The following is a 26,411-nucleotide window of genomic DNA, read 5'->3' as shown; positions in this document are numbered from 1 at the left end:
GTGAGGGAGCGCACGATGGCTGATGCCCCGCTGACCACCACGCAGGTGCGCGATGCCGGTCTGGCCGACTGGCGGCAGCTGCTGGGACGGCTCAAGGCACGGTTCCGCACCGGCGACTTCGCCACCGGGCTGGCGCTGGTGAACCGGATCGGCGAGCTGGCCGAGGCGGCGAACCACCACCCCGACGTCCAGCTGACCTACCCGGACGTGATCGTCACGCTGACCAGCCACGATGCCGGCGGGATCACGGACCGGGACGTCGACCTGGCGCGCCGGATCAGCGAGGTGACGGCGCAGCAGGGCATCGCGTCGGACGTCGTCGGGCTCACGCAGCTCGAGCTGGGGCTCGACACGGCCGCGGGGTCGCGCCTGGCGCCGTACTACGCCGCGCTGCTCGGCGGCACGGTCGCGGACGGCGAGGCGGTGGACCCGTCCGGCCAGGTCCCGACGCTGTGGTGGCAGGAACCCGGAGACGCGGACGACCCGCTGGCGCTGCCGGCGCAGCCGTTCGAGCAGCGATGGCACCTCGACGTGTGGGTGGGCGTCGACGAGGGTGAGCGGCGACTCGCGGCGGTGCTCGACGCGGGCGGCCGCCTGGTCAGCGACCGCGCGGCTCCGCGGTACTGGGTGGTCGAGGACGCCGACGGCAACCGCTCCTGCATCTGCACCGCCGCGGATCGCTGAGCGATCAGCCGTCGGACAGATCGGCGGCCTTGCGCTCCAGCAGCTCCCGCTCGCGGCGGTTGGTGGTGAGCCCGGCGGCGCGCAGCAGCTCCGCTCGGGCCTCCGTCGGACGCCCGAGCCGGGCCAGCAGCTCCCCGCGGACGCTCGGCAGCAGGTGCGAGGCCGCGAGGCGCCCACCCGCCGCCAGCTCGTCCACGATCGCGAGCGCGGTCAGCGGGCCGTGCAGCATGGCGACGGCGACGGCCCGGTTCAGCTCCACCACCGGCGACGGCGCGACCCGCCCGAGCGCCTCGTACAGCAGCACGATCCGTTCCCAGTCGGTCGCATCGACCGTCGGGGCGGCAGCGTGGCAGGAGGCGATCGCGGCCTGCAGGCCGTACGGACCGAGGCCCCGCCCCACCTGCGCCGCGCGCGCCAGCGCGGCCTGCCCGCGTGCGACGGCGGCGCGGTCCCACAGCCGGCGGTCCTGGTCCTGCAGGCCGACCGCCGCACCGTCCGGTCCGGTGCGGGCGGGGAAGCGCGCGGCCGTCAGCTCCATCAGCGCCAGCAGACCGTGCACCTCGGGTTCGTCGGGCAGCAGGCGGGACAGCACGCGGGCCAGCCGCAGCGCCTCACGGGCCAGGTCGACGCGGAGCAGGTCGTCGCCCGCGGTGGCGGTGGAGCCCTCGGTGAAGACGACGTACAGCACGCTCAGCACGCCGCCGAGCCGCTGGTGCCGCTCGTCGGCCGCCGGCAGCTCGAAGGGCACCTTCGCGGCCGCCAGGGTCTTCTTCGCACGGCTGATCCGCGCCTGGACCGTCGCCCTCGGCACCAGGAAGGCCCGCGCGATCTCGTCCGTGGTCAGTCCCGCCACCACCCGCAGGGTCAGCGCGACGCGCGCCTCGGCGGAGAGCACCGGGTGGCACGCGATGAACACCAGGGCGAGCACGTCGTCGTCGATCTCCTCGGGGTCCGGCAGCAGGTCGTCGAGGCCGTCCTGCACCTGCGGGCCGCCCGACGACGACGCCAGCTCCCCCTCGCGCAGCCCGTGCGCCAGCGCCGCGTACCGCTCGTCGAGCGCCGCCCGCCGCCGGAAGCCGTCGATCCCCCGCCGCCGCCCGACGGTCAGCAGCCACCCGGCCGGGTTCGCGGGGACACCGTCCCGCGGCCAGCTCTCCAGCGCCTCGGCCAGCGCCTGCTGCGCCAGGTCCTCCGCCAGCGGGAAGTCGCCGGTCCACCGGGCCAGCGTGCCGACGATCCGCGCCGACTCGATCCGCCAGACCGCCTCCACCGCGGCCCGGGACGCCTCGTGCGGGTCACGAGGCGTCCCGGCGACGGCGGGTCGGACCGCGGCGGCGTCCGCGTCGGGCGTCAGAGCTGACCCGTCTGCTCCCGCCACGCCCGCTCCTTGACGATCCACTCGTTGTCCTGCGGGAACTCGTCGATCTGGGTGACGCGGCGGATCTCCGTCTTCGCGCCCGGGAACGGCGGCATGCGCTTGGCCCACTCGACCGCCTCCTCGAGGCTCGCGACGTCGAGCACGTAGTAGCCGCCGAACAGCTCCTTGGTCTCGCCGTACGGCCCGTCCGTGACCAGCGGCGGCTCGCTCGAGTAGTCGACGACGACGCTGACCTCCGGGTCCAGCCCCTCCGCCGCGAGCAGCACGCCGGCCCTGATCAGCTCGTCGTTGAGCCGCCCGATCGTCTCGAGCATCTCCTCGAACGGCCGGGACATCATCGCGGCGAACGTCTCGTCCGACGGACGCATGATCAGCATGTACTTCGCCATCGTCTCCACCTCTCGGTCGCGGGTCGGTCGTCGACCCTCTCATCTGGGAGTCGAACGGGGTAGACGCGGATCGACACCGCAGCGCGACGAGCCGGTCGTGGGCGTCGTCCCGGGATCGGCACGCCCCTCCCGCGTGCGAGCAAAAGGCATTCTTCGGACAACACAGACGATTTTCCTGGCAATTCATCCGGCATTTCTCCGTGGCTTCCGGGGAGCGCGATTAGCGTCGGCGCCGTGTCCGGTCCCGTCCCACCCGTCCCAGCCGTTCCCCCCACCGACCGACGGGCCGTCCGCAGCCCGTGGAGCCGCCCCGCGGTGCTCATGCCGCTGATCGGGAACGGCCTGGCGCTCCTGGTCGGGTTCGCGGCCGCCGGCGTGGGCGGCGCACTGCTGATGCTCGGCGGCACGGTGCTGCTCGGGGCCGTCTGGCACCTGGTGACCGGGCGCCCGGTGCTCGGCGTGCCGGGCCGACGCGCTGGCGCGGTGCTGGTCGCCCTGTCCCTGGTCGGCATGGGCGTCGGCGGTGCCACGGCGGCACCGCCCACCGGGCCGACCACGACGGCCTCGGCGTCGGCTCCCGCGTCGGCGGCGACGCGACCCAGCCGCACCCCCACCGCGGCACCGACCGCCGACGACCTGGCCGACCCCGACGACCCCGCGCTGAACCAGGCGCAGGCCGCCATGCTGGCGCGCCCCGCCGTGCCACCGACCGGCGACACCTCGACCACCCTGGCCGCCGCCCAGGGCCAGGACGCCCTGGTCGCGCTCGCCGCCCTGGTCGTGGACGACTCCCCGACCACCACCGGGTACCAGCGGGACCTGTTCGGCTACCGCGCGGTCGACCTCGACCGCAACGGCTGCGACACCCGCAACGACATCCTGCGCCGGGACCTGCACGACGTGGTGCTCAAGCCCGGCACCAACGACTGCGTGGTGCTCTCCGGCACGCTGGCCGACCCGTACTCCGGCGAGACGATCACCTTCACGCGCGGCACCAGCACGTCGAACGACGTGCAGATCGACCACGTCGTCGCCCTCGCCGACGCCTGGGCCAGCGGTGCGTCCGCCTGGGACCAGACCACGCGGTACCGGCTGGGCAACGACCCGCTGAACCTGCTGGCCGTCTCGGGTCCGCTGAACACGCAGAAGTCCGACGGCAACGCAGCCGAGTGGCTCCCGCCGAGCACCGCCTACCGGTGCGCGTACGTCGCCCGGCAGATCGGGGTGAAGTACACCTACCGCCTGACGGTCACCACGCCCGAGCGGGCTGCGATGGCCGCCGTGCTGGCCACCTGCCCCGACGAGCCCCTGCCGGCCGGCTCGACGCTGCCGGCGCCCGTGGTCCCGGCACCGGCCCCCGCCGCTCCGGAACCTGCCGCCCCCGCTCTGGCGGCACCGGCCCCCGCGGCCCCGGGCCCCGCGCCGGCACCCGCCGCGCCCGCGCCGCAGCCGGCCGCACCCGCGACCGTCTACTACGAGAACTGCACCGCAGCCCGCGCCGCCGGTGCGGCGCCGATCCTCGAGGGCCAGCCGGGCTACCGCCCGGCACTCGACCGCGACAAGGACGGCATCGCCTGCGAGTGACCTGCTGACGACCGGCAGCCGAACACCCGCTGGGCGTCCGGCCTCCGGCCTCGCACACTGTGCCCATGCTGAGCCACCTGCTGGTCGCCACCGGCGTGCTGGCGCTGCTGACCGTCCTGCCCGGACCGGACATGGCCGTGATCACCCGCGCCGCCCTGGCCGGCGGCCGCCCGGCCGCCACCCGGGCGGCGGCCGGCATCGTCACCGGCCTGCTGGTCTGGGGCTCGCTGGCCGTGCTCGGGCTGACGGCGCTGCTGACCGCGTCGCCCCGGGCGTACCTCGTCGTCAAGGTGCTCGCGGTGCTGTACCTGCTCTACCTCGGTGTGCAGGCATTCCGGACGCAGCACGCCCCGGCCGCGGGCGGCGACCTCGAGCTGACCCCACCCACCAGCCCGACCGCTCGGGCACCATTCCTCACCGGGCTGACCACCGACCTGCTCAACCCGAAGATCGCGGTGTTCTACACGGCGATGCTGCCCACCCTGGCGCCCCCGTCGCTGCCGGGAGCCCCTGGCCTGGCGCTGCTCGTGGTGATCCACGTGGTGCTGACCTTCGCCTGGCAGGTCGGCTACGCCCAGCTGCTGACGCGTGCCCGGCACGTCGTCGGCCGGCCTGCCGTACGCCGCGCGCTCGACCGGGTCACGGGCGTCGCCCTCATCGGGTTCGCCGTCCGGCTCGTCACCGAGCACGCCTGAGCCGAAGAGCTGCCGAACCGGCGCACCCCTGAGCCGGTGGAGGGCTGACCGCGCGATCAGACCGCTCGTCCCCTGACGCAAGAACGCCGCCCGGTGGCAGGGGGTCCACCGGGCGGCGTTCGTGCTGGGCGGCCTACGCGGGCCGTCCCGTGCTGCCGCCCGGCGGCAGGGGGTCCGCCGGGCGACTGCGGGTGAGCGACCTCGAGGGTCGCCCGGATCAGTGGTGCGAGTCGACGGCCGCGGTCGGGACCGCGGTCGGCAGCACGCGAGGCGCGTGCACGTCCGCCGACTCCGTGGCGTCCGCCGTCTCGGTCGGCTCCGGCGTCGCCCCGTCCTTGCGCAGGTCGTTGCGCTCGTGCGCACGGAGCGCGATCTGCGGGCCGTCGACGCCGCCGTCGCGCGCGTCCGCGGCGACGCTCTGACCGAACGCCGCGGCGGACGGCAGGTCCGTCGGCAGCGGACGGGCGGTCTCGCTCGCCTCGGGAGTCTCGCTCGCCTCGGGGGTCTCGGTCGCCTCGGGCTTCTCCGTCTCCACGGCCTCGGCGGACTCGCTCGCGTCCGCGGAGCTGGTCACGCCGGGCACCGGCGCGGTGGCCGAGCCGGTGAACTGGTCCGCGATGGCGGGGGCACTGGCGGCGACACCGACCACGCCCGCGGCGATGACGACGCCGACGGTGGCCTTGCCCGCGACGCTGAGCCCGGCGATCTTGGCCAGGACGGCCGCAGCTGTCGAAGTGCTCACGTGATTCCTCCGGTTCGCAGGAGCGTGGTCCGTCGGGACCGCGCCGTCTGTCCGGCGGCTCGTGCCGCCCTCACCCCCGCAATCGCAGGTGCCCCGCGGAGGGTTACGGGGTCCGTCGAGATTTCTCCGGCCGGATCCGCGCGACGCGCTCGAGGCGGCTCAGTGCTCGGACGGCGACGGGCTGGCGTCGGGCTTCGGCGAGGGGGACGACGACGGCTCGGGCGACGGCGCAGGAGCGACGTCCTGCTTGCGCGTCATCCAGTCGTTCGAGCTGGTCGCGGGCGCCTGGTCGCTCGACGAGCGGTCGCCCGACGACCCGGACGACGTGCGGTCGCCGGACGAGCCGCGCTCGGTGGACGTCCCCTGCCCGGCCACCGCGGGCGACCCCGTCCCGGCGACGGCCGGCGAGCGACCCTGCTCCGGACGTGAGCCGTCCCGGCCGTCCTTCGCGTCGGCGCTTCCCGCGGACGTCGCAGGCTCGGCACCCGCGTCGCCGACCGAACCGGTGGTCTCCCCGGCGACGTCGTCGGGCAGTCCCGTCCGGTGCGTGCCGTCGCGGTGCGGGGCGATGGCGGAGCTGCTGGGCGCCGGTGCGGGCTCGACACCACCGCCGAAGACGCGGCCGACGTCGACCAGCACCGTGTGGGCCGGCTGCTGCACCACGTCGGGCACCGCCGGGATGGTCGCGGCACCGGTCACGGCCGCCATCGCGACCCCCGCGCCGAGCACCACCTTGCCGGTCAGCCCGAGGCCACCGATCCACCGGCCGGCGGTGCTGGCGCGCCGCCGCACGGCACGTCCCACCAGCACGGCGAACGGCACGGGCGCGACGCGCGGCGGCAGTCCGGCCTCGAGCAGCGCGGCCAGCTCGGCCGTCGGTGCGGGCGCGGGCTCGTGCGCCATGGCGCGCAGGGAGTCCAGGAGGTCCACGAGGGCGCCGTCGCCGGGCACGGCGTGCCCGGTGAGCAGCAGCTCGTCGTCCTGAGACCTCATGCCCTCGTAATCGTCGAAACCGGTCATAGGGGCACGGTCTCCGTCTCGATCATCTTGCGCAGCGTCGCCAGGCCCCGCCGCTGCAGCGCCTTGACCGCGCCCTCCGACCGTCCGACCACCTCCGCGACCTGCTCGACGGTGAGGTCCGCCACCACCCGCAGCACCAGCACCTCCTGCTGCTCCCCCGTCAGCCGGCCCAGCAGCGCGAGCACCCGCTGGTGCCCCAGCACGTCCATCGCCTCCGCCTCGGCGCTGCCCACGGCCCGGTCGTCCTCGGCGGGCTCGTACGGCACCTGCGGGACGGTGCGGGCGCTGCGGCGCCAGTGGTCCATCACCCGACGGTGCGCGATGGTGAACACCCAGGACCGGAAGTGCGCCTGGTCCCCGGTGAAGCCGCTCAGCCCGGTGAAGACGGCGAGGAACACCTCGCTCGTCACGTCCTCCACCTCGCGCACACCCTGCGCGCGGACGTAGGCGGCGACGGGCTTCGAGAGGTCGCCGTACAGGAGGGTGAACGCCTCGCCCGCTCCGCTGCGGGCGCGTGCCAGCACCCCGTCGAAGTCGTCGAGCACGGACCCAGCATGCCCGATGCCGGGAGGCTCGCCGACGCCCACCCGGCCGGGCGCGGAACGGTCCTGTCCGCCCCTTGACACGCCCACGTTCGAGTGGTTCGCGGGTGAGATGTCCACAACTCGACCAAACGCGGGCCACCTTCCGGGCACTATAGGCCGGTGACCAGCGACGAGACCGGGGACGACCTCTGCGTGACGGTGACGGACGACGACGTGCACGCCGCGCGGCGGGCGTGGCTGGCCGCTGTCGAGGAGTGCGCAGGGTCACCGCGCGAGCAGCTGCTGCACGACTCGTTCCGCCGCATCGTCCACACGCAGGCGCAGCAGACCGCGCTGGAGTTCCGCCGGTCGCACCGACCGTCCTGAACCCCACCACCCGCACCGCGATGTCGGATTCTCGCTAGCCCCGGCCGACGCACAGGGCGCACCATCGACGCGTGCCCGCCCCGATCCCTCCCGCGGCCGCCGCGCCGCGTGCGCTGCGACCGGCCGCCACCACCGCACCACGCCCCGGCATCCCCGACGCCGACGCCTGCCTCGCGGCCGTCCGCAGCCGCGACCCCCGCTTCGATGGCTGGTTCTACACGGCGGTGCTCTCCACCGGCATCTACTGCCGTCCCAGCTGCCCGGCCCGCACCCCGCGGGACGACCGCATGCGGTTCTACCCCTCCGCGGCGGCCGCCCAGCAGGCCGGCTTCCGCGCCTGCAAGCGCTGCCGCCCCGACGCCAGCCCCGGCTCACCCGCGTGGGACGTGCGCTCGGACGTGGTGGCCCGGGCGATGCGGCTGATCGAGGACGGGTTGGTGGACCGCGGCGGCGTGCCGGCGCTGGCCGCCGCGGTCGGCTACAGCACCCGCCAGCTGGAGCGGCTGCTGCAGGGCGAGCTCGGAGCCGGGCCGCTGGCCCTCGCGGCGGCCCGCCGCGCACAGACCGCCCGCACCCTGGTCGAGTCGACCCAGCTGCCGATGACCGACGTCGCCTTCGCCGCCGGCTACGCCTCCGTGCGGGCGTTCAACGACGCCGTCCGGGCGACGTACGCGCTGACGCCCACCGAGCTGCGCGCGGCGGCCTCCCGTCGTGCACCGAGCCGTCCGGGGGCGCTGTCGTTGCGGCTCGCCTACCGGCTGCCCCTGGACCCGTCGAACCTGCTCGGCCACCTGGTGGCGACCGCGGTCCCGGGCGTGGAGGAGTACCGCGGCGGCGCCTACCGCTCCACCGTGCCGCTGCCGCACGGCCCTGGGGTGGTCGCCGTGCACCCGCCGCGGGAGGGCGCCTTCCCGGTGACCGTGCGCCTGACCGACCTGCGGGACCTGCCGGCAGCGGTGGCCCGCACACGCCGGCTGCTGGACCTCGACGCCGACCCCGTGGCGATCGACGAGGCGCTGTCCGCGGACCGCCGGCTGCGGCCGCTCGTCCGCGCGTCCCGGGGGCGACGGGTGCCGCGCACCCTCGACCCCGAGGCGATGGCGCTGCGCGCGGTGATCGGTCAGCAGGTGTCCACGTCGGCGGCGCGCACGCACGCCGGCCGGCTCGTGGCGGCGCTCGGGACCCCGGTCGCGGACCCCGACGGCGGCCTGACCCACCTGTTCCCGCGCCCGGCCCAGCTGCTCGCCGACGAGGCGGTCACCGCGGGGCTTCTCGCCATGCCGGCGTCGCGTCGGGACACGCTGCTCGGACTGGCCCGCGCGCTCGCCGACGGCGACGTGGTGCTCGACGCCGGCGCCGGCCGCCCGGCCGCCCGCGCGGCGCTGGCGGCGCTGCCCGGCATCGGGCCGTGGACCGTCGAGACCGTCGCCATGCGGGCGCTCGGCGACCCCGACGCCTTCCTGCCCGGCGACCTCGGTGTGCGGCAGGCCGCCCGGCGCCTCGGGCTGCCCACCTCACCGGCCGCCCTCGAGCAGGAGTCGCGCGCGTGGTCACCGTGGCGCGCCTATGCCGTGCAGCACCTGTGGGCCACCGGCACCCACGCCGTCAACCAGCTCCCGGACACCGATCTGCCCGACCGGCCCCGGAACCCGCACCACGCATCGGAGGTCCTGTGATGATCCACACCGTCGTCGACTCCCCGCTCGGCCCGCTCACCCTGGTGGCGGACGACGAGGGTCGCCTGGCCGGCCTGTACATGCAGGACCAGCGCTACCGTCCCGCCGACGAGCGGTTCGGCCCCGCCGTCAAGGTCCCCGCCGGCCCGGACGCGGATCGCGCCGAGGCGGTCCTCACCGAGACGGCCGACCAGCTCGAGCAGTACTTCGCCGGCACGCGGCGCTCCCTGGACGTGCCGCGGTCACCCGTCGGCACCGCCTTCCAGCGCCAGGTGTGGGACGCGCTCGCCCGCATCCCGTACGGCGAGACGCGCACCTACGCCGAGGTGGCCCGCGAGCTGGGCCGGCCGACGGCGGTCCGGGCGGTCGGCGCCGCCATCGGCCGCAACCCGCTGTGCGTCGTGGTGCCGTGCCACCGGGTGGTCGGCACCGGCGGGGCGCTCACCGGGTACGCCGGCGGACTGGTGCGCAAGCAGCGACTGCTCGACCTGGAGAACGCGCCCGTGGCGGCCACGGCGTCCAGATCCTGAGATTTCTCCCCTCGGATCGCGGACCGAGACCCGTTCGTGATCATCGGGTTACCGGTCGGTAAACGTCCCGTGCTCTCCTGAGGCGGTGCGCGCCCGCTCGGGGCGCGTGGGGACGCCGTCGCGCGGGGCGCGAGGCGATCGAGCAACGACGAAAGAGGTGGCGGATGACATCCGCGACGACACGTCGCCGTGTGTGGGCGATCACGGCTGGGCTTGCGGCGACCACGCTCCTGCTCGCCGCGTGCAGCAACGGCAAGAGCGGCGCGAACGCGACCACGGGTTCCACCGGCGGCTCCAGCACCGCGCTGACCATCGGGACCACGGACAAGATCACGACGATCGACCCGGCCGGCGAGTACGACAACGGCTCCTTCGCCGTGATCAACCAGGTGTTCCCCTTCCTGATGAACACCCCGTACGGCAGCCCGGACGTCAAGCCCGACATCGCGCAGTCCGCCTCGTTCACCAGCCCCACCGAGTACACGGTCAAGCTGAAGCCGAACCTGAAGTTCGCCAACGGTGACCCGCTCACCGCCACATCGGTGAAGTTCTCGTTCGACCGCGTGCTGAAGATCAACGACCAGAACGGCCCGTCCTCGCTGCTGTTCAACCTCGACAGCACCGAGGTGAAGGACCCCACCACGGTCGTCTTCCACCTGAAGTCCCCCAACGACCAGACGTTCCCGCAGGTCCTGTCCAGCCCCGCCGGCCCGATCGTCGACGAGAAGGTGTTCTCCCCGACGGCGCTGACCCCGGACGCGGACATCGTCAAGGCGAACGCCTTCGCCGGCCCGTACGTGATCACCAGCTACACGCTCAACGAGCTGATCTCCTACAAGGCCAACCCGGACTACCAGGGCATCTACGGCGCCCCGAAGACGGCCAACGTCAACGTCCAGTACTACGCGGACTCGTCCAACCTGAAGCTGGACGTCCAGCAGGGCAACATCGACGTCGCGTTCCGCAGCCTGTCCGCCACGGACATCGACTCGCTGCGCTCGGACAGCAAGGTGCAGGTGGTCGACGGTCCCGGCGGCGAGATCCGCTACGTCGTCTTCAACTTCAACACGCAGCCGTACGGCGCGAAGACTCCCGAGGCCGACCCCGCCAAGGCGCTCGCGGTCCGTCAGGCCGTCGCCGACGTCGTCGACCGCAAGGCGATCGCCGACCAGGTCTACAAGGGCACCTACACGCCGCTGTACTCCTACGTCGCCCAGGGCCTGACCGGTGCCACCGAGTCGCTCAAGGGTCTGTACGGCGACGGCAAGGGCGGTCCCGACAAGGACAAGGCGACCAAGACGCTGTCCGACGCGGGCGTCACCACCCCGGTCACGCTGAACCTGCAGTACACGCCGGCGCACTACGGCCCGTCGTCCGCGGACGAGTACGCCCTGCTCAAGGACCAGCTGGAGAGCTCGGGCCTGTTCAAGGTGAACCTGCAGAGCACCGAGTGGCAGCAGTACTCCAAGGACCGCACCTCGGACGTCTACCCCGAGTACCAGCTCGGCTGGTTCCCGGACTACTCGGACGCCGACAACTACCTGACGCCGTTCTTCCTGCAGGGCGGCTTCCTGAAGAACCACTACGACAACCCGACGGTGGACCAGCTGATCCAGCAGCAGGCCACCACGACGGACGCGTCGGCCCGCACGGCCCTGATCCAGCAGATCCAGGACGCCGTCGCCAAGGACCTGTCCACCGTGCCGCTGCTGCAGGGTGCCCAGGTCGCGGTGGTCGGCAAGAACGTGCAGGGTGCGAAGGACACGCTCGACGCGTCCTTCAAGTTCCGCTACGGCGCCCTGTCCAAGAGCTGACGGACGACTCCCGGCTGACGGGGGCGGTCTCCTCGCACGTCGAGGGGGCCGCCCCCCTGCCCGTCCTCCAGCACGTCCGCGCGGCATCGCGCCGCCTGCTTCCTCGAGGTCCTCGTGTCCACAACCGACGTGGCGACGGCTGAGCCCGCCGCCGACCCTGCCCCGGCCACCGGGGCGTCCCGCCAGCGCGGCGGCGGGCTGGGCCGCTACCTGCTGGTGCGGTTCCTGCTGATCTTCCCCACGGTGCTGATCCTGGTCACCGTCGTCTTCGTGCTGATGCGGTCGACGGGTGACCCGATCACCGCGGCCCTCGGCGGCCGGCTCGGGCCCGAGCAGCTCAAGGAACGCATCCACGCCGCCGGGTACGACAAGCCGATCCTGGTGCAGTACTGGCACTACGTGTCCGGCATCGCCCACGGCGACTTCGGCACCACGATCACGGACCACCGTCCGGTGACGCAGGTGCTCACCACGTTCGGGTCGGCGACGCTGGAGCTCGCCGTGTACGCCCTGGTGGTGGCGTTCCTCATCGGCATCCCGCTCGGCCGCATCGCTGCGGCTCGGCGGGACAAGGGCCCCGACGCCGTGCTGCGCGTCTCGGCGATCCTCGCCTACGCCACCCCCGTCTTCTTCGCCGGCATGGTGCTCAAGCTCGTGTTCGCCGTGTGGCTCAACGTGCTGCCGGTGGCGGGTCGCGCGACGACGCGCTCGATCCTCACCATGAAGACGCAGGGCGCGGGCACCGGCATCTACCTGATCGACGCGATCTCCACCGGCGACCCCGCGGTGGTCGGCGACGTGCTGCAGCACGCGGTGCTGCCCGCCGTGGCGCTCGGCCTGCTGACCGCCGGCGTGTTCCTGCGGCTGGTCCGCACCAACGTGATCGGCACGCTGCAGACCGGCTACGTGGAGGCGGCGCGCTCCCGCGGCGTCTCGGAGCGGCGGCTGCTGCGCACGCACGCCTGGCGGCCCGCGCTGGTGCCGATCATCACGGTGATCGGTCTGCAGGTGGCCATGCTGCTGGGCGGTGCGGTGCTGACCGAGACGACGTTCGAGTGGAAGGGCCTGGGCTTCCAGCTGGTGCAGTACCTGCTGGCCCGGGACTTCGTGGCGGTGCAGGGCATGGTGGCCCTGCTCGCCGTCATCGTGGCGGTGACCAACTTCGTGGTCGACGTCATCGCCGCCCTGGTCGACCCGAGGATCCGTTACTGATGACCGCCGACGTCTCCGTCCCGAACGACACCCCCGCCGACCCGGCAGACATCCCCGTCGACGCCCTTCCCACCCGTGGACCGCTCTGGAAGCGGCTGCCCGTGGTGCGCCAGCTGCGCACCAGCGTCGGACTGCAGCGCGGCATGCTGGTCGCCGGCGTGGTGATCACCGGGATCTTCCTGGTCACGGCGGTCTTCGCCCCGCTGATCGCCCCGTACGGCGGCTCGCAGCTGCGCAGCGGCTCCGTGGCGTTCGGCGCACAGAAGCCGCCCTCCGCCGAGCACCTGCTCGGCACCACCGTGGGCGGGTACGACGTGCTGTCGCGCGTGGTGTGGGGCTCCCGCACCGCCCTGCTGGTGATGCTCGTCGCCGTGGTGCTGTCGATCTTCGCCGGCATCGCCCTCGGGCTGGTGTCCGGGTACTTCGGCGGGTGGATCGACCGGGTGCTCGTCGTGGTCGCGGATGCGATCTACGCGTTCCCGACGCTGCTGCTCGCGATCGTCGCGGCCATCGTGATCAGCCGGGGGCAGTCGTCGATGTGGGGCGGCATCCTCGCCGCGGCCATCTCCATCACCGTCGTCTTCGTGCCGCAGTACTTCCGCGTGGTGCGGTCCGAGGTGGTGCGGGTCAAGGCGGAGGCCTTCGTCGAGGCGGCCAAGGTGATCGGCACGCCGCCGGCCCGGATCATGGTGCGCCACGTGCTGCGCAACTCGGTGCGGACGCTGCCGCTGATCGTCACGCTCAACTGCTCCGAGGCGATCCTCACGCTGGCCGGCCTCGGCTTCCTCGGGTTCGGCATCGAGCCGTCCGCGGCTGCCGAGTGGGGCTACGACCTGAACAAGGCCCTGTCCGACGTGACCAGCGGCATCTGGTGGACCTCGGTGTTCCCCGGCGTCGCCATCGTGCTCACGGTGCTCGGCGTCACGCTGGTCGGCGAGTCGCTCAACGACCTGGCCGACCCGCGGCTGCGCACCCGCCGGGCGGCCGGTCGGCGCGGCGTACGGGCGGCGGTGCAGTCCGAGGCGGACGTGGTCGAGGTCGATCCGCTGGATGCGCCGCCGGTGGCCGACGAGGCCCGGTCCGGCGGCCGGATCGGTTCGGCCGGCCAGGCCGGTTCGCACGACGAGACGACGGGAGGTGCCCGATGAGCGCGCAGGAGCCCGTGATCGACGTCCGGGACCTGAAGGTCACGTTCGCCACCGACGCGGGTGACGTCGCGGCGGTCCGCGGGGTCAGCCTGCGGGTCGAGCCCGGCCAGGTGCTCGCCATCGTCGGCGAGTCCGGGTCGGGCAAGACGGTGACGGCGCGGTCGATCCTGGGGCTGCTGCCCGAGACGGCGCTGGCGTCGGGCGCCGTCGTGCTGCGCCGCAACGACGACGCGGCCTCCTCCGACGTCCTCGCCCTCAGCCCGGCACGGCTGCGCGAGGTGCGTGGGCGCGACGCCGCGATGGTGTTCCAGGAGCCGTCCACCGCGCTGAACCCGGTGTTCCCCGTCGGCTGGCAGATCGCCGAGGGGCTGCGCGCCCACCGCCGGCTCACGCGCGCGGAGGCCCACCGCGAGGCCGTCGACGTGCTGCGCCGGGTCGGCATCCCGGACCCGGAGGAGCGCGCCAAGCACTACCCGCACCAGTTCTCCGGCGGCCAGAAGCAGCGCATCGTCATCGCGCAGGCCCTGGTGCTCAACCCGGGCCTGGTGATCGCCGACGAGCCGACCACAGCCCTGGACGTCACGGTGCAGGCCGAGATCCTGGACCTGCTGCGGCGGCTGCCCGAGGAGTTCGGCACCGCGATCGTGCTGATCACCCACAACATGGGCGTGGTGGCGGACCTGGCCGACCAGGTGGCGGTGATGTACCACGGCCGGATCGTCGAGCAGGCGGACGTCCGCACGCTGTTCTCGGCGCCGCAGCACCCGTACACGCGGGCCCTGCTCGACGCGGTGCCGCGGGTGGGCGGGCCCCGGCTGCGACCGGCGCTCGCATCGGCAGTCGGACGGGCACGGACGGCGCCCGCCGGCGAGACGGCGCTGACGGCGGCCCCGTCGAGCGCGGCGCCGGTGGTCGAGGCGAGGTCGCTCACCGTCACCTACCCGGGCCGGTTCCGCCGTCCGGGGTTCACCGCGGTCGACGGTGTCGACCTGACGATCCACGCCGGCGAGGTGCTCGGCCTGGTCGGCGAGTCCGGCAGCGGCAAGACGACCATCGGCCGGGCCATCGCCGGCCTCACGCCGGTCACCGGCGGCGAGCTCACGGTGCTCGGCACCCAGGTGCGCGGCATCCACGAGCGGGAGTTCCGGGCGGTCCGACGCCGCATCGGCTTCGTGTTCCAGGACCCGGCCACGAGCTTCAACCCGCTGCTGACCATCGCGGCCTGCGTGGCCGAGCCGCTGCTGGTGCACGGCGTCGCCAAGGACCTGGACGCGGCCCGTCCACGGGTGGACGAGCTGCTCGAGGCCGTCCAGCTGCCCAAGGCGTACGGCGACCGCTTCCCGCACGAGCTGTCCGGCGGCCAGCGCCAGCGGGCCTCGCTGGCGCGTGCCCTCGCACTCGACCCCGAGCTGCTGATCGCCGACGAGCCGACGTCCGCCCTGGACGTGTCGGTGCAGGCCCGCGTTCTCGACCTGTTCGCGCGGCTGCAGGAGGAGCTCGGCTTCGCCTGCCTGTTCATCAGCCACGACCTGGCGGTGGTGGACCTGCTCGCCGACCGCATCGCGGTGCTGCACCACGGCAGGCTGGTGGAGCAGGGCACCGGGGCGCAGGTGCTCGGCGCGCCGCGGGACCCCTACACCCAGCGCCTGCTGGCCTCCCTGCCGGTGCCGGACCCGGTCGAGCAGGCCGAGCGGCGCGAGGCGTGGCGGGCGCTCGTCACGCGCTGACGCCCCGGTCCGACAACCCGGGCAGACGACGGCCCCTGTCGCACCGGCACACGGCGCGACAGGGGCCGTCCTGCGTCCGGGGGCCTCCTCGACCGCCGTCCGCACCGGAGCGGCCGTCAGCGCCGCGGTGCGGCTTCCACGCGCTGCAGCTCGGGCAGCCGCTCGGCGAACGCCCGGTACGTCTCCAGCGAGCCGGCGTAGATGCCGTCGGCCCGCGGCCGGTGCAGCACCACGTCCGTGAACCCGAGCTCGGCCGCCCGGTGCACGCCCTCGACGGCGGTGTCCACGGACTCCAGCGAGAACACCGGTGCCCCGTCGATGCTCAGGTACCGGCGCGCCGGCTCGCTGCGTCCCGCGGCCGCCTCGATCTCGTCGTACTGCGCCGCCAGCTCCGCCAGACCGGCCCACCACTGCTCCTGCGCGCCCGCGCCCGTCCCGTCCGGCACCACCGGGCCGTACGTCGCCCACCCCTGCCCGAACCGTGCCGCGAGCGCCATGGTGCGCGGGCCGTTCGCCGCCACCACGAACGGCGGCCGCGGCCGGGCGATGGTCCCGGGCACCATCCGCGCGTCGTTCGCGGTGTACCAGCGCCCGGTCTGGTCCGTCACCGGCTGGGTGAGCAGCGTGTCCAGCAGCTCGACGAACTCCTCGAACCGCGACGTCCGCTCACCCCGGGTCGGCGCCGGCCCCAGCACGCGCGCGTCGAACCCCTCGCCACCGGCCCCGAGGCCCAGCAGCAGCCGGCCGCCCGTCACGTCGTCCAGGCCCATCACGTCCTTGGCGAACGGCACGGGGTGCCGGAAGTTCGGTGACGCGACCCACGTGCCGAGCGCGATGCGGCTGGTCACGGCACCGGCCGCCGCCAGCAGCGGCACGGTGGCGAACCACGGCTGGTCGGCCAGCGACCGCCACGCCAGGTGGTCGTACGTCCACGCGTGGTCGAACCCCAGCTGCTCCGCCTCGAGCCAGTGCTGCCGGGACACCGACCACCGCTCCTGCGGCAGGATCACCACTCCGATGCGCATGGCCGGAGCCTAGGCGTGGGTCACGGGCTCGGCCGGGCCGCCGGACGCGGGCTCCAGCTGGAACGTGCAGTGCTCGACGTCGAAGTGGCCGGTGAGGCAGCCCCGCAGCTGGTCGAGCACGCGACCGGTGCCACCGGCCGCGAGGACGTCGTCGTCCACCACCACGTGCGCGGACAGCACCGGGACGCCCGAGGTGATCGTCCACGCGTGCAGGTCGTGCACGCCGCGCACACCCGGCAGCCCGCCGATGTGGGTCCGCACGGTCTCCAGGTCGACCCCCTCGGGCGTCGCCTCGAGCAGCACGTCGGCCACCTGCCGCAGCAGCGCCGCGGCGCGCGGCAGGATCAGCAGGCCGATCAGCATGGACGCGGCGCCGTCCGCGCGCGTCCAGCCGGTGCCGAGCACGACGAGCGCCGCGACCACGGCAGCGGCAGAGCCGAGCAGGTCGCCCAGCACCTCGAGGTAGGCCGCGCGCACGTTCAGCGACCGTCCCTGCCCCTGGTGCAGCAGGGCGAGCCCCACGCCGTTGGCAACCAGCCCGACGGCGGCCACGGCCAGCATCAGCCCCGCCCGGACCGGTCCCGGGTGCACCAGCCGCTGCACGCCCTCGACCAGCACCACCACGCCGACGACGGCCACCAGCATCCCGTTGACCAGGGCTGCGAGCACCTCCGCCCGCTGCCAGCCGTAGGTCCGCGCTGCGGTCGCCGGTCGCGCGGCCAGCCCGGTGGCGACCAGCGCGAGCGCCAGCCCGCCGGCGTCCGTCAGCATGTGCCCGGCGTCGGCCACCAGGGCGAACGACCCGGACAGCACCCCGCCGACCACCTCGGTCACCATGACGGCCAGGGTGACGACGAGCACGGCGACCAGCCGGCCCCGGTGCGCACCCGCAGCCGTCGCTCCGTGGGAGTGTCCGTGCCCGGCGTGCGCGTGCCCCTCGGCGGCCGTCATCGACCACTCCCCACGCACGGCCGACCGGCCCCGACGCGCCGCCTCAGCCCCACCCCAGCTCCTCCAGCCGCTCGTCGTCGATGCCGAAGTGGTGCGCCACCTCGTGGACCACGGTGACCGCCACCTCCTCGACCACCTCGGCACGGTCGTGGCACACGGCCAGCGTCGGGTTGCGGAAGACGGTGATCCGGTCCGGCAGCGACCCGAACCACGCATCGGTCCGCTCGGTGAGGGGCGTGCCCTCGTACAGGCCGAGCAGCGCGGGCTCGTCCTCCGGACCGTCGTCCTCCACCAGCACGACGACGTTGTCCATCAGCTCGCCGAGCTCCGGCGGGATGCTGTCGAGGGCGTCGCGGACCGCGTCCTCGAAGTCCTCCCGGCTCATCTCGACCACGGACCCATCCTCCCGTCCCGCGCCGACGTGTCGCGCCCCACAGGATCCCGCTTTGGTGGTTCGGCGCCTGACCCGTATGATCGTCACCGGTCTTCCGACGCCTCGACGTTGGGGCGTGAGCCCCCATCGTCTAGCGGCCTAGGACCCCGCCCTTTCACGGCGGTAGCACGGGTTCGAATCCCGTTGGGGGTACGGAGCAGTGCAAAGGCCTTACACCAAGGCCCCGTAGCGCAGTTGGTTAGCGCGCCGCCCTGTCACGGCGGAGGTCGCGGGTTCAAGTCCCGTCGGGGTCGCTCGAGGCGCCGGTCTTCGGACCGGCGTCGTCGTATCGAGGCTCTGTAGCTCAGTTGGTAGAGCGCACGACTGAAAATCGTGAGGTCACCGGATCGACGCCGGTCGGAGCCACTCCCTCGAGAACCCCCTGGTTGACCAGGGGGTTCTTCTGTTCCCCCGACCGCGTCGCGCCCTCTGCGTCATGCCCGGGCCCCGCCGGTTCTTCGCGACGTCTCACTCCGGGCCGACGTCGAGGCCCGCGTCGTGCACCAGCAGCGCGATCTGCGTCCGGTTCTCGAGACCCAGCTTGAGCAGGATCGCCGACACATGGGCCTTCACCGTCGGCACGGACAGGTACAGCCGGTGCCCGACGTCCGCGTTCGACCCCCCTCGCCCGATCGCCAGCACCACGTCACGCTCGCGCGGGGTCAGGGCCGCCAGCAGAGCCCGGGCGTCCTCGCGGACGGACCCCGTGCGTGCCGTGGTGTCCATCAGCCGACGGGCGACGGTCGGCGACAGCACCGGCTCCCCCGCAGCGGCCGCGTGGACCGCGGCGACGAGGCGCGGTGGGGGCGTGTCCTTGAGCAGGTAGCCGCTGGCGCCCGCTGCCATCGCACCGTCGATCTCGGGGCCGGTGTCGAAGGTCGTGAGCACCACGAGGGCCGGCGGGTCCCGGCGCGCCCGCACGGCGCGGGTGGCTGTGACGCCGTCGACCCCGGGCATGCGGAGGTCCATGAGCACGACGTCGACCGGGTGCGCCTCCAGAGCGGCGGCGACACCGGCGCCGTCCGCGACCTCGCCCGCCACCACGATGCCGTCGGCACCGTCGAGCATCAGCGTCAGGCCAGACCGCACGAGCGGGTCGTCGTCCACCACGAGCACCCGGACCGGGGCTGTCACCGGGTCACCGGGATCTCGACGTCGAGCACGAACCCACCCGCGGCGGGACGGGCCTCCACGCGTCCCCCGAGCAGCTCGACCCGTTCGCGGAGCCCGACCAGCCCGGTGCCCGTCCCCTCGGTGGGGACGTCTGCGCGACCCCGTGGTCCGTCGTCCTGCACCCGCACGTGCACGGCGTCGTCCGACTGCACGACCTCCACCTGCACCGCGCTCCCGGGCGCGTGCCGGCGGGCGTTGGTCAGCCCCTCCTGGCAGGTACGGAACACAGCGAGCCCGACGGCGGCGGGCAGGTCGAGGTCGTCGGGCGCCTGCAGGTCGACGTGCGCCCCGGCGGCCTGCTGCTGCTCGACGAGCGCGGCGAGGTCGGCCGGACCCGGCAGCGGGTGCAGCTCCTCGGGGCCGGACCGCAGCAGGCCGACGACCGTGCGCAGGTCGTCGAGCGCCGCACCGGCCTGCTCCCGCACCACCCCCGCGGCGGCGGCGACCTGCTCGGCCGGCAGGTCCGGGCGGTACTCGAGGGCGCCGGCCGTGGTGGCCAGCAGGGACAACCGGTGGGCCAGCGAGTCGTGCATCTCCCGGGCGATCCGCGTCCGCTCCGCAAGCCGTGCCTCGTCGACCCGTCTGGCCTGCTCGCGCTCCGCGCGAACCGCACGCTCGCGCCACACGTCGAGCAGCGACGCACGGGTACGCAGGTACGCACCCCACCCGAGCAGGGCGGCGTGCACGGCGACGTCGCACAGCAACCACCAGCCCCACCGCAGGCCCGTCGGCCGCCAGAGCACGAGGACGGCGTGCCCCGCCGCGCTCGCGGCAGCCACCCGCCACGACACCCGCACGGGATGCAGCCGCGCGGCGACGAACGTCCCCGCTGTCGCGGCGGGGGTCGCGGCCGGGCTCAGCGCCGCCAGCACACCGAGCAGCACACCCGCCAGGGTCGGCCGCCGAAGCAGCAGCGGGACGGTGGCCAGCGCGGCGACGCCGACGGCGACGTCGACGAGCAGCGGTGCCGGTGGGACCCCACCGGACGCATGCGGCCAGGCGGCGAGCACGGTGAGCGCCGCGAGCCCGACCAGCGCGGGCACGAGAGCGCCGCGGTGGGCCCGCAGCACCGCCTCGGGCGGGCAGTCGACGAGCTCGGAGGTCATGCGCCGAGCCTAGGAACGCGCACCACCACGGTCGACCGACCTCGGTAGGGGGTGCCCCGTCCCCCAGTCTCCGCGGGTACCGACCGTCGCACGGTCCGCCACCGGCCGCCGTGCAGCAGCGTCGGAGGCGTCCCACCCGGGACCCCGTCCGAAGGAGACCGTGACATGCACCCGTCCCGCCCGTTCCCCGTCTGGTCCGTCGCCGTCAGTGCGGCGCTCGCCGCGTCCGCCGTCTGGGTGCTCGCCGTCCCGCTCGGTGGCGTCCGCCTGGCGGTGGGCCAGCCGCCTGCCACGGTCAGCCCGCTGTCCGTCGTCGTCGCGGCGGTGCTCGCCACGCTCGCGGCCTGGGGCGTGCGGACCGTGCTGCTGCGGGCCGTCCGTCCCACGGGCTGGGTGGTGTGGTGGCGCGTGATCTGCCTGGTGACGTTCGCGGTCTCGCTCCTCGGCCCCCTCGGGGCGGCCTCGCTGCCCGCGCTCGGCACGCTCCTCGCCATGCACGTCTCGGTGGGAGCGGCGATCCTCGTCGGCCTCGACCCGCGGCGCGCTGCCCGCCGTGCGGTCGCCCTCCCGAGCACTCCCACCGAGGACAGCCGCCGCGCAGGTAGGTGAGCCGGGGGTGCTCACGGTGCGCGAAGCGCGTCAGCCGGAGCCAGCCGCGCGGCGCGGATCGCCGGGTAGAGCCCCGCGAGCGCACCGACGACCATCGCGGCGGCGAACCCGCCCAGCGGCACGTCCGCCGGCATCGTCGCCGTCGTGCCCCTGATCCTCGCGACGACCACGGTCGCGAGGACACCGAGGCCGACGCCGAGGAGCCCGCCGACCGCCGACAGCAGCGCCGACTCGGTGCAGAACTGCAGCACGATGTGCCGGCCCCGAGCCCCCAGCGCCCGGCGCAGGCCGATCTCGCCGCGGCGCTCGAGCACGGAGATCACCATGGTGTTCGCGATCCCCACGCCGCCGACCAGCAGGCCGATCGCGCCGAGCGCGAGGAAGAGCCCCACGAACGCCGTCTTCGCGGCGATCCGGGCCACCAGGACGTCCGACGGTCGGCGGACCTGGACGCCCTCGGGCTGTGCCGGCGACGCCGTGAACGGCAGGACGGCGGCCACCGCCCCGACGTTGTCCGGGTCGACCCGTACGTAGATGCGCGTGGGCCGGCCGTCGAGGCCGAGCAACGAGTCGGCCACGGGGAAGCTGACGAGGGCGGCGGTGTCCAGCTCGGGTGCCACGGACGTGGGCGCCATGATGCCGACGACCGCGAAGTACGTCCCGTCGAGGTACACCTGCGTGGCGGGGGTCAGCACGTCGATGCCGAGGCTGCGCGCAGCAGCGAAGCCGAGGACCGTCTCCGGGTAGCGGTCGCTCACCGCATCGAGGAAGTGCCCGTGCAGCATGGTCGTGCCGAGACCCGACGGGAGCGACGGCTCGGCGGCGAGCACGCTGATCCCACCGGTGTCGAGGGGCGGGATCGCGGCGGTCCGCCGCACCGTCGCGCCGGGGACCGCGCCGACGGCCGTCGTCATGAGGACCGGCGGGATGGCCCTGATCATCGGTTCGGCTGTGCCGGGCAGCGGCGACGGGCTGCCGTTGAAGGTCTGGCCGGAGGCGACGGTCAGCAGGTTGCCCTCGGCCCCGAGCTGCGCGAGCAGGTCGGCGCGCGACGACGCAGCGATGCCGAGCACGGCGACCAGCGCTGAGATCGAGATCGCGATGCCGAGCGCCGAGAGTGCCGAGCGCAGCAGCCGCGCTCTCAGCCCGGCGGCGCCGACCCCCAGCGCGTCGGCGGCGCGGACGCGCGAACGCGGTGGCGCGGTGGTGGTCCGGGCGGCCCTCATCACGCCGCCGCCGTGTCGTCGACGATGCGCCCGTCACGCAGACGGACGTGCCGGTCCATCGCGGCTGCGACGTCGGCGTCGTGCGTGATGACGACGATCGTGGTGCGCTCGTCCGCCAGACCGGCGAGGAGCGCGACGATCGCGGCGCCGGTCGCCGAGTCGAGGTTGCCCGTCGGCTCGTCGGCCAGCAGGAGGGTCGGGCGGCCGACGACGGCCCGGGCGATCGCCACGCGCTGCCGCTCTCCCCCGGACAGCTCCTGGGGCCGGTGGCTCAGCCGCTCGGCCAGCCCCACCCGTGCGAGGGCCGCCTCGGCGGCCGCGCGGCGGTCCCGGCTGCCGAGCCCCCGGTACAGCAGACCCTGCGCGACGTTGTCCAGCACCGACAGGTGGTCGAGCAGGAAGAACTGCTGGAACACGAACCCGATGTGCCAGGCCCGCAGGCCCGAGAGCTCACCGTCCGACAGGCTCGAGGTCGACGCACCCGCGATCCGCACCACCCCGCTCGTCGGCCGCTCGAGCGTGCCGAGGACGTTGAGCGCGGTCGACTTGCCGGAGCCCGACGGGCCCGTGATCGCCACGGTCTCACCCGTGCCGAGCTGGAGGGTCACCCGGTCGAGCGCGGTGACGGCGTTCGGGGTCGGGTAGGTCTTGGTGACGTCGCACAGCTCGACGGCGGCGCTCATCCGACCGGTACCTCGACCTTGTCCCCCTCGTGCAGGTCCGCGCTGGTGACCTGCACGAGCGTGGTCGCGAACAGCCCCGGCACCACCCCGACCAGGCGCCGGCCCTGCGCGTCGTCGAGGTACACGCCGTACCCGCCGCCCGCGAGCGCGACCAGCGCCGAGATCGGCACCGCCAGCACACCCGTGACCGCCTGGCTGGTGATGTTCACCGTGACGGGCGTCTGGTCGAGCCCGGCCACCGCCTGCGGGTCCGCGAGCGTGACCGTGGCGGGAACGGTCACCGGTGCCTCCCGCGACGAGCCGCCGCCGGGCGAAGCCGACCCGTTCGAGTCGGCCGTCGCGCTGGCCGCGGTCGAGACGGCGTCGACCCGACCGTTCGTCAGCGCCCCGGACGGCAGCGTGACGGTGACCGCGTCGCCGACGTGGACGAGGTACGACTGGACCGTCGGGACGGGCACCAGGACCTGCGACGTCGTCGAGGTGGCGGTCAGCACCGCGCTGCCCGCCCGGACGTCCCCGCCGAGCGCGGCCTGCACCGCAGCGACCCGGATGGGACCCGCCTCGTAGGCCACCGCGCCGACGGCGACGCGTCCGTCGACGGTGTGTCCGGTCGCACGCTGCCAGCGCTCGACTGCGGCCGCGGTCGCCGTCGTGAAGTGCTGGTCGACGGTCAGGTTCGCCGCCCCGGCATAGCCGAGCGCGGTGAGGTTCTCCTCGAGCTGCTGGACGTCGGGCCCGTCCGGCACGCCGACGGCGAGGTCACGCCATGCGGGTCGTGCGCCGTAGAACAGGGGGACCGCGTGCCCGTCGACCTCGTACACACCTTGGCCGCGTGCGATGACGTCGCCGGGCGACGGCAGACCCGTCACCGTCCCGCCGACGCCCTGCCCGATCACCGCGTAGTGCCCGGCGTACCCGAGCGTGCCGCTGACCTGGGTGGTCGTCGCCAGGTCGGTCCGGGTCACGGTGGCCGTCGCGGTGGGGACCACCGTGGCCGCGGCCGCCGGCGGGCGCCCGACGCGGCCGAGGGACCAGGTCCCGGCACCTACCAGCACGGCCACCGCCAGGATCGCGGCGACCCACCTCGCACGCCTAGCCATGCGCGAGGGCGGTGAGGGTCGACTGGGCGACCTCCGCATCGAGCTTGTCGCGGCACGCGGCGAACGCCCGTTGCACGGTGGGGTCGGCCTTGCCGGCTCCGGTCTGCGGCAGCTCGTCGCTCGTGAGGCCGAACCCGTGGCCCGGCGTGAAGGGAGTCGCCGACGTCGGGTCGGTGACGTTCGGCAGACCGTTGGCACGCAGGCACTGGGCTGCCGCCACGCCCGCCTGGACCAGCGCCGGCGGAGCGGGCGGCTGGTCCGCCGGCTGGAGTCCCGCGGCCGTGATGAGCGATCCGCACGCATCCCTCAGCCGGGCCTCGAGGCCCGACTGGTTCCCCGCTGCCTCAGAGGCGTCCGCCAGGCTGCGGCTGTCGGTGTACACGTGACCCTCGGCATCGAGCACGGGGTCCTGGTACGCGGGCACCCCGTGCTCGCGGATGCACTGGGCCGCGGCATGCAGCGCCGCTGCACGATCAGCTCCTGAGCCGCCCGCACCGCTCGAGCCGGCCGCCGACCCGCTCACGGCCAGGGTCGGCACGCCAGGGCCTGCGGGCGACGCAGAGCACGCGGCGAGCAGACCGGTGCTCACCAGCGCGAGGGCCAGCAGTCGGGTCTTCATCGGGACCTCCTTGGACCGGGCGGGCCGGCGCGCCCCCTGTCGCGGCGGGCCGTGCACCCAGGTCTACGGGGACGGCGGTGACACCGCCGCTACCTGCGATGTCGCACGGATGTCATCCGTCCCGGCGCACCATGGGGCGCATGCGGGTCCTGGTGGCGGAAGACCACGTGACGTTGGCCGGACGCATCGCCGAGGGCTTGCGGGACTCCGGCATGGCCGTGGACGTGGTGCACGACGGCGGGGCCGCACTCGACGCCGCCGGGATGGTGCCCTACGACGTGATCGTGCTGGACCGGGACCTTCCGGTGGTCCATGGCGACGTGGTGTGCCGCACGCTCGCCTCCGGCGGACTGCCGACGAGGATCCTCATGCTCACTGCCGCCTCCGGCGTGGACGACCGGGTCGCCGGCCTGGAGCTCGGCGCCGACGACTACCTCGGCAAGCCGTTCGCGTTCCACGAGCTGGTCGCGCGGATCCGCGCCCTGGGCCGACGCGAACCGTCGAGCCCGCCGATCGCGCACGTCGGCGACCTGACGGTGGACCGCGCCCGGCACCGCGCGACGCGCGGCGACCAGCCGCTCTTCCTCACGCGCAAGGAGTTCGGCGTCCTGGAGGTCCTTGCCTCCTCCGACGGTCGCGTGATCAGCGCCGAGGAGCTGCTCGAGCGAGTCTGGGACTCGACCACGGACCCGTTCAGCAACATCGTCTCGGTGACCATGACGCGACTGCGTCGCAAGCTCGGTGACCCGCCGTTGATCGTGACCGTCACCGGCAAGGGCTACCGGATATGAGGCGCCCGCACCTGACGATCCGGGCCCGGCTCACGCTCCTGGCCACGGCACTGTCAGCGGCGGCGGGCACCGTGGTCGTCGCGTCGACGTACGCCCTGGTCGCGAGCACCCTTCCTGCGAGCAAGACCGTCACAGCAGTCAACAGCTCACAGGCGTTCGCCGCCGCATGCAGGACGGCGCTGGCCGACGGGACCGCCGACGCCAACCTTCGCGAGAAGTGTCAGGCGGCCTTCAAGGCCGGAGTCAAGGTCGGTGCTCAGGTCCAGAGCGACACCACCCTCAGCCACCTGCTGACGTTCTCGCTGGTCACCCTCGTGACCGCGACGTTCCTGACGGCGCTGGCGAGCTGGTTCGTCGTCGGCCGGGTGCTGCGCCGCATCCAGCGCATCACGGACGCCGCGCGCGCCGCCTCGGACACCAACCTGTCCGAGCGGGTCGCGCTCCAGGGTCCGCACGACGAGGTCTACGAGCTCGGCGACACCTTCAACGAGATGCTCGCTCGGCTGGATGCCTCCTTCACCGGCCAGCGCTGCTTCATCGCGAACGCGAGCCACGAGCTCCGCACGCCGCTGACGGTCATCAGCACCTCGGTCGACGTCGCGCTCGCCAAGCCATCACCCACGGCTGCCGCCCTCGGCGCGATGGCGCTCGACGTCCGCGAGGCGGCCAACCGGGCGACGGCGCTGATCGACGCCCTGCTCACGCTCGCCAGGACCGACCGCGCCCTCACCGACCGGGAGCCCGTCGACCTGGCCACGGTGGTCGAGGACGTCGTGGACTCGATCCCGCACCCAGGTGTCGACGTCGACGCGTCCCTCGAGCCGGCGCGGACCACCGGCGACCCTGTGCTGCTCGAGCGGCTCGTGGCGAACCTCGTCGACAACGCAGTCCGCTACAACCGGCCCGACGGCCGCGTCGCGATCAGCACCCGGACGGACGAGGTGAGCGGGCGGGTCGTCGTGGAGGTGGCGAACACCGGACCGGTGGTGCCAGCCACCCAGGTCGACGGCCTGTTCGAGCCGTTCCGGCGGCTCAGCGATCGCACGGGACCTGACGGCTTCGGGCTCGGCCTGGCCATCGTCGCCTCGATCACCTCGGCCCACTCGGGGACGCTGACGGCGACGGCGCCCGACACCGGAGGCCTCGTCGTCACGGTCACGCTCCCGTGAGGTCCCCGGATCCACG

General features: G+C 74.1%; 27 protein-coding genes and 3 tRNA genes. 16 read left to right on the top strand and 14 right to left on the bottom strand.

The features are described 5' to 3' along the window. Positions 1 to 15: 15 nt before the first annotated feature. Positions 16 to 684, top strand: coding sequence for a 4a-hydroxytetrahydrobiopterin dehydratase (locus tag N0B34_RS11355; protein WP_263731498.1), 669 nt, complete (start codon positions 16 to 18; stop codon positions 682 to 684). 4 nt (positions 685 to 688) lie between these two features. Here the strand turns inward: N0B34_RS11355 and N0B34_RS11350 are convergent, their stop codons facing one another. Together N0B34_RS11350 and N0B34_RS11345 are read right to left on the bottom strand one after the other, a co-directional pair. Further along, entirely contained in the window at positions 689 to 1,954 is a 1,266-nt protein-coding gene (locus tag N0B34_RS11350) for an RNA polymerase sigma factor (RefSeq protein WP_263731610.1), read from the bottom strand. 80 nt (positions 1,955 to 2,034) lie between these two features. Then, positions 2,035 to 2,451: a YciI family protein gene (locus tag N0B34_RS11345; protein ID WP_263731497.1), complete on the bottom strand. Its 417-nt coding sequence runs from the start codon at positions 2,449 to 2,451 to the stop codon at positions 2,035 to 2,037. 234 nt (positions 2,452 to 2,685) lie between these two features. Between N0B34_RS11345 and N0B34_RS11340 the strand changes: the two genes are divergently transcribed. Both N0B34_RS11340 and N0B34_RS11335 read left to right on the top strand, forming a co-directional pair. Continuing rightward, a complete protein-coding gene (locus N0B34_RS11340; RefSeq protein WP_263731496.1) occupies positions 2,686 to 4,035 on the top strand; it encodes a DUF1524 domain-containing protein in 1,350 nt (449 codons plus the stop codon). Positions 4,036 to 4,100: 65 nt separating this feature from the next. Next, positions 4,101 to 4,730, top strand: a complete 630-nt coding sequence (locus tag N0B34_RS11335) for a LysE family translocator (RefSeq protein WP_263731495.1) — start codon at positions 4,101 to 4,103, stop codon at positions 4,728 to 4,730. A 217-nt stretch (positions 4,731 to 4,947) separates the two neighbouring features. Here N0B34_RS11335 and N0B34_RS11330 read toward each other — a convergent pair whose 3' ends face one another. From N0B34_RS11330 to N0B34_RS11320, 3 genes are all read right to left on the bottom strand, one after another. Beyond that, on the bottom strand, positions 4,948 to 5,472 hold the full coding sequence (locus tag N0B34_RS11330) for a hypothetical protein (protein ID WP_263731494.1): 525 nt from the start codon (positions 5,470 to 5,472) through the stop codon (positions 4,948 to 4,950). A gap of 159 nt (positions 5,473 to 5,631) precedes the next feature. Continuing rightward, positions 5,632 to 6,465 carry a hypothetical protein gene (locus N0B34_RS11325; RefSeq protein ID WP_263731493.1) on the bottom strand — a complete coding sequence of 278 codons (834 nt, stop codon included), beginning with the start codon at positions 6,463 to 6,465 and terminating at the stop codon, positions 5,632 to 5,634. Between the two features lie 23 nt (positions 6,466 to 6,488). Then, on the bottom strand, positions 6,489 to 7,037 hold the full coding sequence (locus tag N0B34_RS11320; protein WP_263731492.1) for an RNA polymerase sigma factor: 549 nt from the start codon (positions 7,035 to 7,037) through the stop codon (positions 6,489 to 6,491). Between the two features lie 159 nt (positions 7,038 to 7,196). On the opposite strand from N0B34_RS11320, the gene N0B34_RS11315 reads away from it, so the two are divergent. From N0B34_RS11315 to N0B34_RS11285, 7 genes are all read left to right on the top strand, one after another. Continuing rightward, positions 7,197 to 7,403 (top strand): hypothetical protein, encoded by a 207-nt coding sequence (locus tag N0B34_RS11315; RefSeq protein WP_263731491.1) that lies wholly within the window; start codon positions 7,197 to 7,199, stop codon positions 7,401 to 7,403. 71 nt (positions 7,404 to 7,474) lie between these two features. Next, entirely contained in the window at positions 7,475 to 9,079 is a 1,605-nt protein-coding gene (locus tag N0B34_RS11310) for an AlkA N-terminal domain-containing protein (protein WP_318529985.1), read from the top strand. Beyond that, on the top strand, positions 9,079 to 9,609 hold the full coding sequence (locus N0B34_RS11305) for a methylated-DNA--[protein]-cysteine S-methyltransferase (RefSeq protein WP_263731490.1): 531 nt from the start codon (positions 9,079 to 9,081) through the stop codon (positions 9,607 to 9,609). The genes N0B34_RS11310 and N0B34_RS11305 overlap by 1 nt, the downstream gene beginning before the upstream one ends. Positions 9,610 to 9,773: 164 nt before the next feature. Continuing rightward, positions 9,774 to 11,423, top strand: coding sequence for an ABC transporter substrate-binding protein (locus N0B34_RS11300; protein WP_263731489.1), 1,650 nt, complete (start codon positions 9,774 to 9,776; stop codon positions 11,421 to 11,423). A 129-nt stretch (positions 11,424 to 11,552) separates the two neighbouring features. Beyond that, positions 11,553 to 12,635: an ABC transporter permease gene (locus N0B34_RS11295; RefSeq protein ID WP_412175737.1), complete on the top strand. Its 1,083-nt coding sequence runs from the start codon at positions 11,553 to 11,555 to the stop codon at positions 12,633 to 12,635. 143 nt (positions 12,636 to 12,778) lie between these two features. Beyond that, positions 12,779 to 13,783: an ABC transporter permease gene (locus N0B34_RS11290; RefSeq protein WP_412175736.1), complete on the top strand. Its 1,005-nt coding sequence runs from the start codon at positions 12,779 to 12,781 to the stop codon at positions 13,781 to 13,783. Further along, positions 13,780 to 15,510, top strand: a complete 1,731-nt coding sequence (locus N0B34_RS11285) for an ABC transporter ATP-binding protein (protein ID WP_263731487.1) — start codon at positions 13,780 to 13,782, stop codon at positions 15,508 to 15,510. Before N0B34_RS11290 ends, N0B34_RS11285 begins: the two co-directional genes overlap by 4 nt. A gap of 116 nt (positions 15,511 to 15,626) precedes the next feature. On the opposite strand, the gene N0B34_RS11280 is transcribed toward N0B34_RS11285, so the two are convergent. Genes N0B34_RS11280 through N0B34_RS11270 form a run of 3 tightly spaced genes read right to left on the bottom strand, consistent with a single transcriptional unit; the run spans position 15,627 to position 17,871 of the window. Then, positions 15,627 to 16,535 (bottom strand): LLM class flavin-dependent oxidoreductase, encoded by a 909-nt coding sequence (locus N0B34_RS11280; protein ID WP_263731486.1) that lies wholly within the window; start codon positions 16,533 to 16,535, stop codon positions 15,627 to 15,629. Between the two features lie 9 nt (positions 16,536 to 16,544). After that, on the bottom strand, positions 16,545 to 17,486 hold the full coding sequence (locus tag N0B34_RS11275) for a cation diffusion facilitator family transporter (RefSeq protein ID WP_263731485.1): 942 nt from the start codon (positions 17,484 to 17,486) through the stop codon (positions 16,545 to 16,547). Between the two features lie 43 nt (positions 17,487 to 17,529). Continuing rightward, a complete protein-coding gene (locus N0B34_RS11270) occupies positions 17,530 to 17,871 on the bottom strand; it encodes a metallopeptidase family protein (RefSeq protein WP_263731607.1) in 342 nt (113 codons plus the stop codon). Positions 17,872 to 17,999: 128 nt separating this feature from the next. Here N0B34_RS11270 and N0B34_RS11265 point away from each other — a divergent pair. From N0B34_RS11265 to N0B34_RS11255, 3 genes are all read left to right on the top strand, one after another. Continuing rightward, positions 18,000 to 18,072: transfer RNA gene (locus N0B34_RS11265), tRNA-Glu, on the top strand. Between the two features lie 27 nt (positions 18,073 to 18,099). Beyond that, a tRNA-Asp gene (locus tag N0B34_RS11260) sits at positions 18,100 to 18,173 on the top strand. A gap of 39 nt (positions 18,174 to 18,212) precedes the next feature. Further along, positions 18,213 to 18,285 (top strand) — tRNA-Phe (locus N0B34_RS11255). Positions 18,286 to 18,387: 102 nt separating this feature from the next. Here N0B34_RS11255 and N0B34_RS11250 read toward each other — a convergent pair. Together N0B34_RS11250 and N0B34_RS11245 are read right to left on the bottom strand one after the other, a co-directional pair. Continuing rightward, positions 18,388 to 19,053 (bottom strand): response regulator, encoded by a 666-nt coding sequence (locus N0B34_RS11250; protein WP_263731484.1) that lies wholly within the window; start codon positions 19,051 to 19,053, stop codon positions 18,388 to 18,390. Further along, a complete protein-coding gene (locus N0B34_RS11245) occupies positions 19,050 to 20,198 on the bottom strand; it encodes a sensor histidine kinase (RefSeq protein ID WP_263731483.1) in 1,149 nt (382 codons plus the stop codon). Before N0B34_RS11245 ends, N0B34_RS11250 begins: the two co-directional genes overlap by 4 nt. A gap of 165 nt (positions 20,199 to 20,363) precedes the next feature. Here N0B34_RS11245 and N0B34_RS11240 point away from each other — a divergent pair, with 165 nt between their 5' ends. Continuing rightward, positions 20,364 to 20,807 carry a DUF6069 family protein gene (locus N0B34_RS11240; RefSeq protein ID WP_263731482.1) on the top strand — a complete coding sequence of 148 codons (444 nt, stop codon included), beginning with the start codon at positions 20,364 to 20,366 and terminating at the stop codon, positions 20,805 to 20,807. A gap of 11 nt (positions 20,808 to 20,818) precedes the next feature. Here the strand turns inward: N0B34_RS11240 and N0B34_RS11235 are convergent, their stop codons facing one another. The 4 genes from N0B34_RS11235 to N0B34_RS11220 are packed head-to-tail and all read right to left on the bottom strand — an operon-like array spanning position 20,819 to position 24,435. After that, on the bottom strand, positions 20,819 to 22,033 hold the full coding sequence (locus tag N0B34_RS11235) for an ABC transporter permease (RefSeq protein ID WP_263731481.1): 1,215 nt from the start codon (positions 22,031 to 22,033) through the stop codon (positions 20,819 to 20,821). Continuing rightward, on the bottom strand, positions 22,033 to 22,716 hold the full coding sequence (locus N0B34_RS11230) for an ABC transporter ATP-binding protein (RefSeq protein ID WP_263731480.1): 684 nt from the start codon (positions 22,714 to 22,716) through the stop codon (positions 22,033 to 22,035). The genes N0B34_RS11235 and N0B34_RS11230 overlap by 1 nt, the downstream gene beginning before the upstream one ends. After that, positions 22,713 to 23,816 carry a peptidoglycan-binding domain-containing protein gene (locus tag N0B34_RS11225; protein WP_263731479.1) on the bottom strand — a complete coding sequence of 368 codons (1,104 nt, stop codon included), beginning with the start codon at positions 23,814 to 23,816 and terminating at the stop codon, positions 22,713 to 22,715. The genes N0B34_RS11230 and N0B34_RS11225 overlap by 4 nt, the downstream gene beginning before the upstream one ends. Continuing rightward, positions 23,809 to 24,435 (bottom strand): hypothetical protein, encoded by a 627-nt coding sequence (locus N0B34_RS11220; RefSeq protein WP_263731478.1) that lies wholly within the window; start codon positions 24,433 to 24,435, stop codon positions 23,809 to 23,811. The genes N0B34_RS11225 and N0B34_RS11220 overlap by 8 nt, the downstream gene beginning before the upstream one ends. 140 nt (positions 24,436 to 24,575) lie before the next feature. Between N0B34_RS11220 and N0B34_RS11215 the strand changes: the two genes are divergently transcribed. Further along, positions 24,576 to 25,226, top strand: a complete 651-nt coding sequence (locus tag N0B34_RS11215; RefSeq protein ID WP_263731477.1) for a response regulator transcription factor — start codon at positions 24,576 to 24,578, stop codon at positions 25,224 to 25,226. Then, entirely contained in the window at positions 25,223 to 26,395 is a 1,173-nt protein-coding gene (locus N0B34_RS11210) for a sensor histidine kinase (protein ID WP_263731476.1), read from the top strand. Before N0B34_RS11215 ends, N0B34_RS11210 begins: the two co-directional genes overlap by 4 nt. The last annotated feature ends 16 nt before the right edge of the window (positions 26,396 to 26,411 follow it).

The organism is Cellulomonas sp. SG140, assembly GCF_025770785.1.
In the GTDB taxonomy this organism is placed as follows: domain Bacteria; phylum Actinomycetota; class Actinomycetes; order Actinomycetales; family Cellulomonadaceae; genus Cellulomonas.
This window is presented reverse-complemented; position numbering and strand designations above follow the sequence as displayed.

Coding starts and splice junctions, on each gene's coding strand:
- N0B34_RS11355 (WP_263731498.1), top strand. CDS start 16: ATGGCTGATGCCCCGCTGACCACCACGCAGGTGCGCGATGCCGGTCTG.
- N0B34_RS11345 (WP_263731497.1), bottom strand. CDS start 2,451: ATGGCGAAGTACATGCTGATCATGCGTCCGTCGGACGAGACGTTCGCC.
- N0B34_RS11335 (WP_263731495.1), top strand. CDS start 4,101: ATGCTGAGCCACCTGCTGGTCGCCACCGGCGTGCTGGCGCTGCTGACC.
- N0B34_RS11325 (WP_263731493.1), bottom strand. CDS start 6,465: ATGAGGTCTCAGGACGACGAGCTGCTGCTCACCGGGCACGCCGTGCCC.
- N0B34_RS11305 (WP_263731490.1), top strand. CDS start 9,079: ATGATCCACACCGTCGTCGACTCCCCGCTCGGCCCGCTCACCCTGGTG.
- N0B34_RS11300 (WP_263731489.1), top strand. CDS start 9,774: ATGACATCCGCGACGACACGTCGCCGTGTGTGGGCGATCACGGCTGGG.
- N0B34_RS11290 (WP_412175736.1), top strand. CDS start 12,779: ATGCTGGTCGCCGGCGTGGTGATCACCGGGATCTTCCTGGTCACGGCG.
- N0B34_RS11285 (WP_263731487.1), top strand. CDS start 13,780: ATGAGCGCGCAGGAGCCCGTGATCGACGTCCGGGACCTGAAGGTCACG.
- N0B34_RS11280 (WP_263731486.1), bottom strand. CDS start 16,535: ATGCGCATCGGAGTGGTGATCCTGCCGCAGGAGCGGTGGTCGGTGTCC.
- N0B34_RS11275 (WP_263731485.1), bottom strand. CDS start 17,486: ATGACGGCCGCCGAGGGGCACGCGCACGCCGGGCACGGACACTCCCAC.
- N0B34_RS11270 (WP_263731607.1), bottom strand. CDS start 17,871: ATGAGCCGGGAGGACTTCGAGGACGCGGTCCGCGACGCCCTCGACAGC.
- N0B34_RS11245 (WP_263731483.1), bottom strand. CDS start 20,198: ATGACCTCCGAGCTCGTCGACTGCCCGCCCGAGGCGGTGCTGCGGGCC.
- N0B34_RS11240 (WP_263731482.1), top strand. CDS start 20,364: ATGCACCCGTCCCGCCCGTTCCCCGTCTGGTCCGTCGCCGTCAGTGCG.
- N0B34_RS11235 (WP_263731481.1), bottom strand. CDS start 22,033: ATGAGGGCCGCCCGGACCACCACCGCGCCACCGCGTTCGCGCGTCCGC.
- N0B34_RS11230 (WP_263731480.1), bottom strand. CDS start 22,716: ATGAGCGCCGCCGTCGAGCTGTGCGACGTCACCAAGACCTACCCGACC.
- N0B34_RS11225 (WP_263731479.1), bottom strand. CDS start 23,816: ATGGCTAGGCGTGCGAGGTGGGTCGCCGCGATCCTGGCGGTGGCCGTG.
- N0B34_RS11220 (WP_263731478.1), bottom strand. CDS start 24,435: ATGAAGACCCGACTGCTGGCCCTCGCGCTGGTGAGCACCGGTCTGCTC.
- N0B34_RS11215 (WP_263731477.1), top strand. CDS start 24,576: ATGCGGGTCCTGGTGGCGGAAGACCACGTGACGTTGGCCGGACGCATC.
- N0B34_RS11210 (WP_263731476.1), top strand. CDS start 25,223: ATGAGGCGCCCGCACCTGACGATCCGGGCCCGGCTCACGCTCCTGGCC.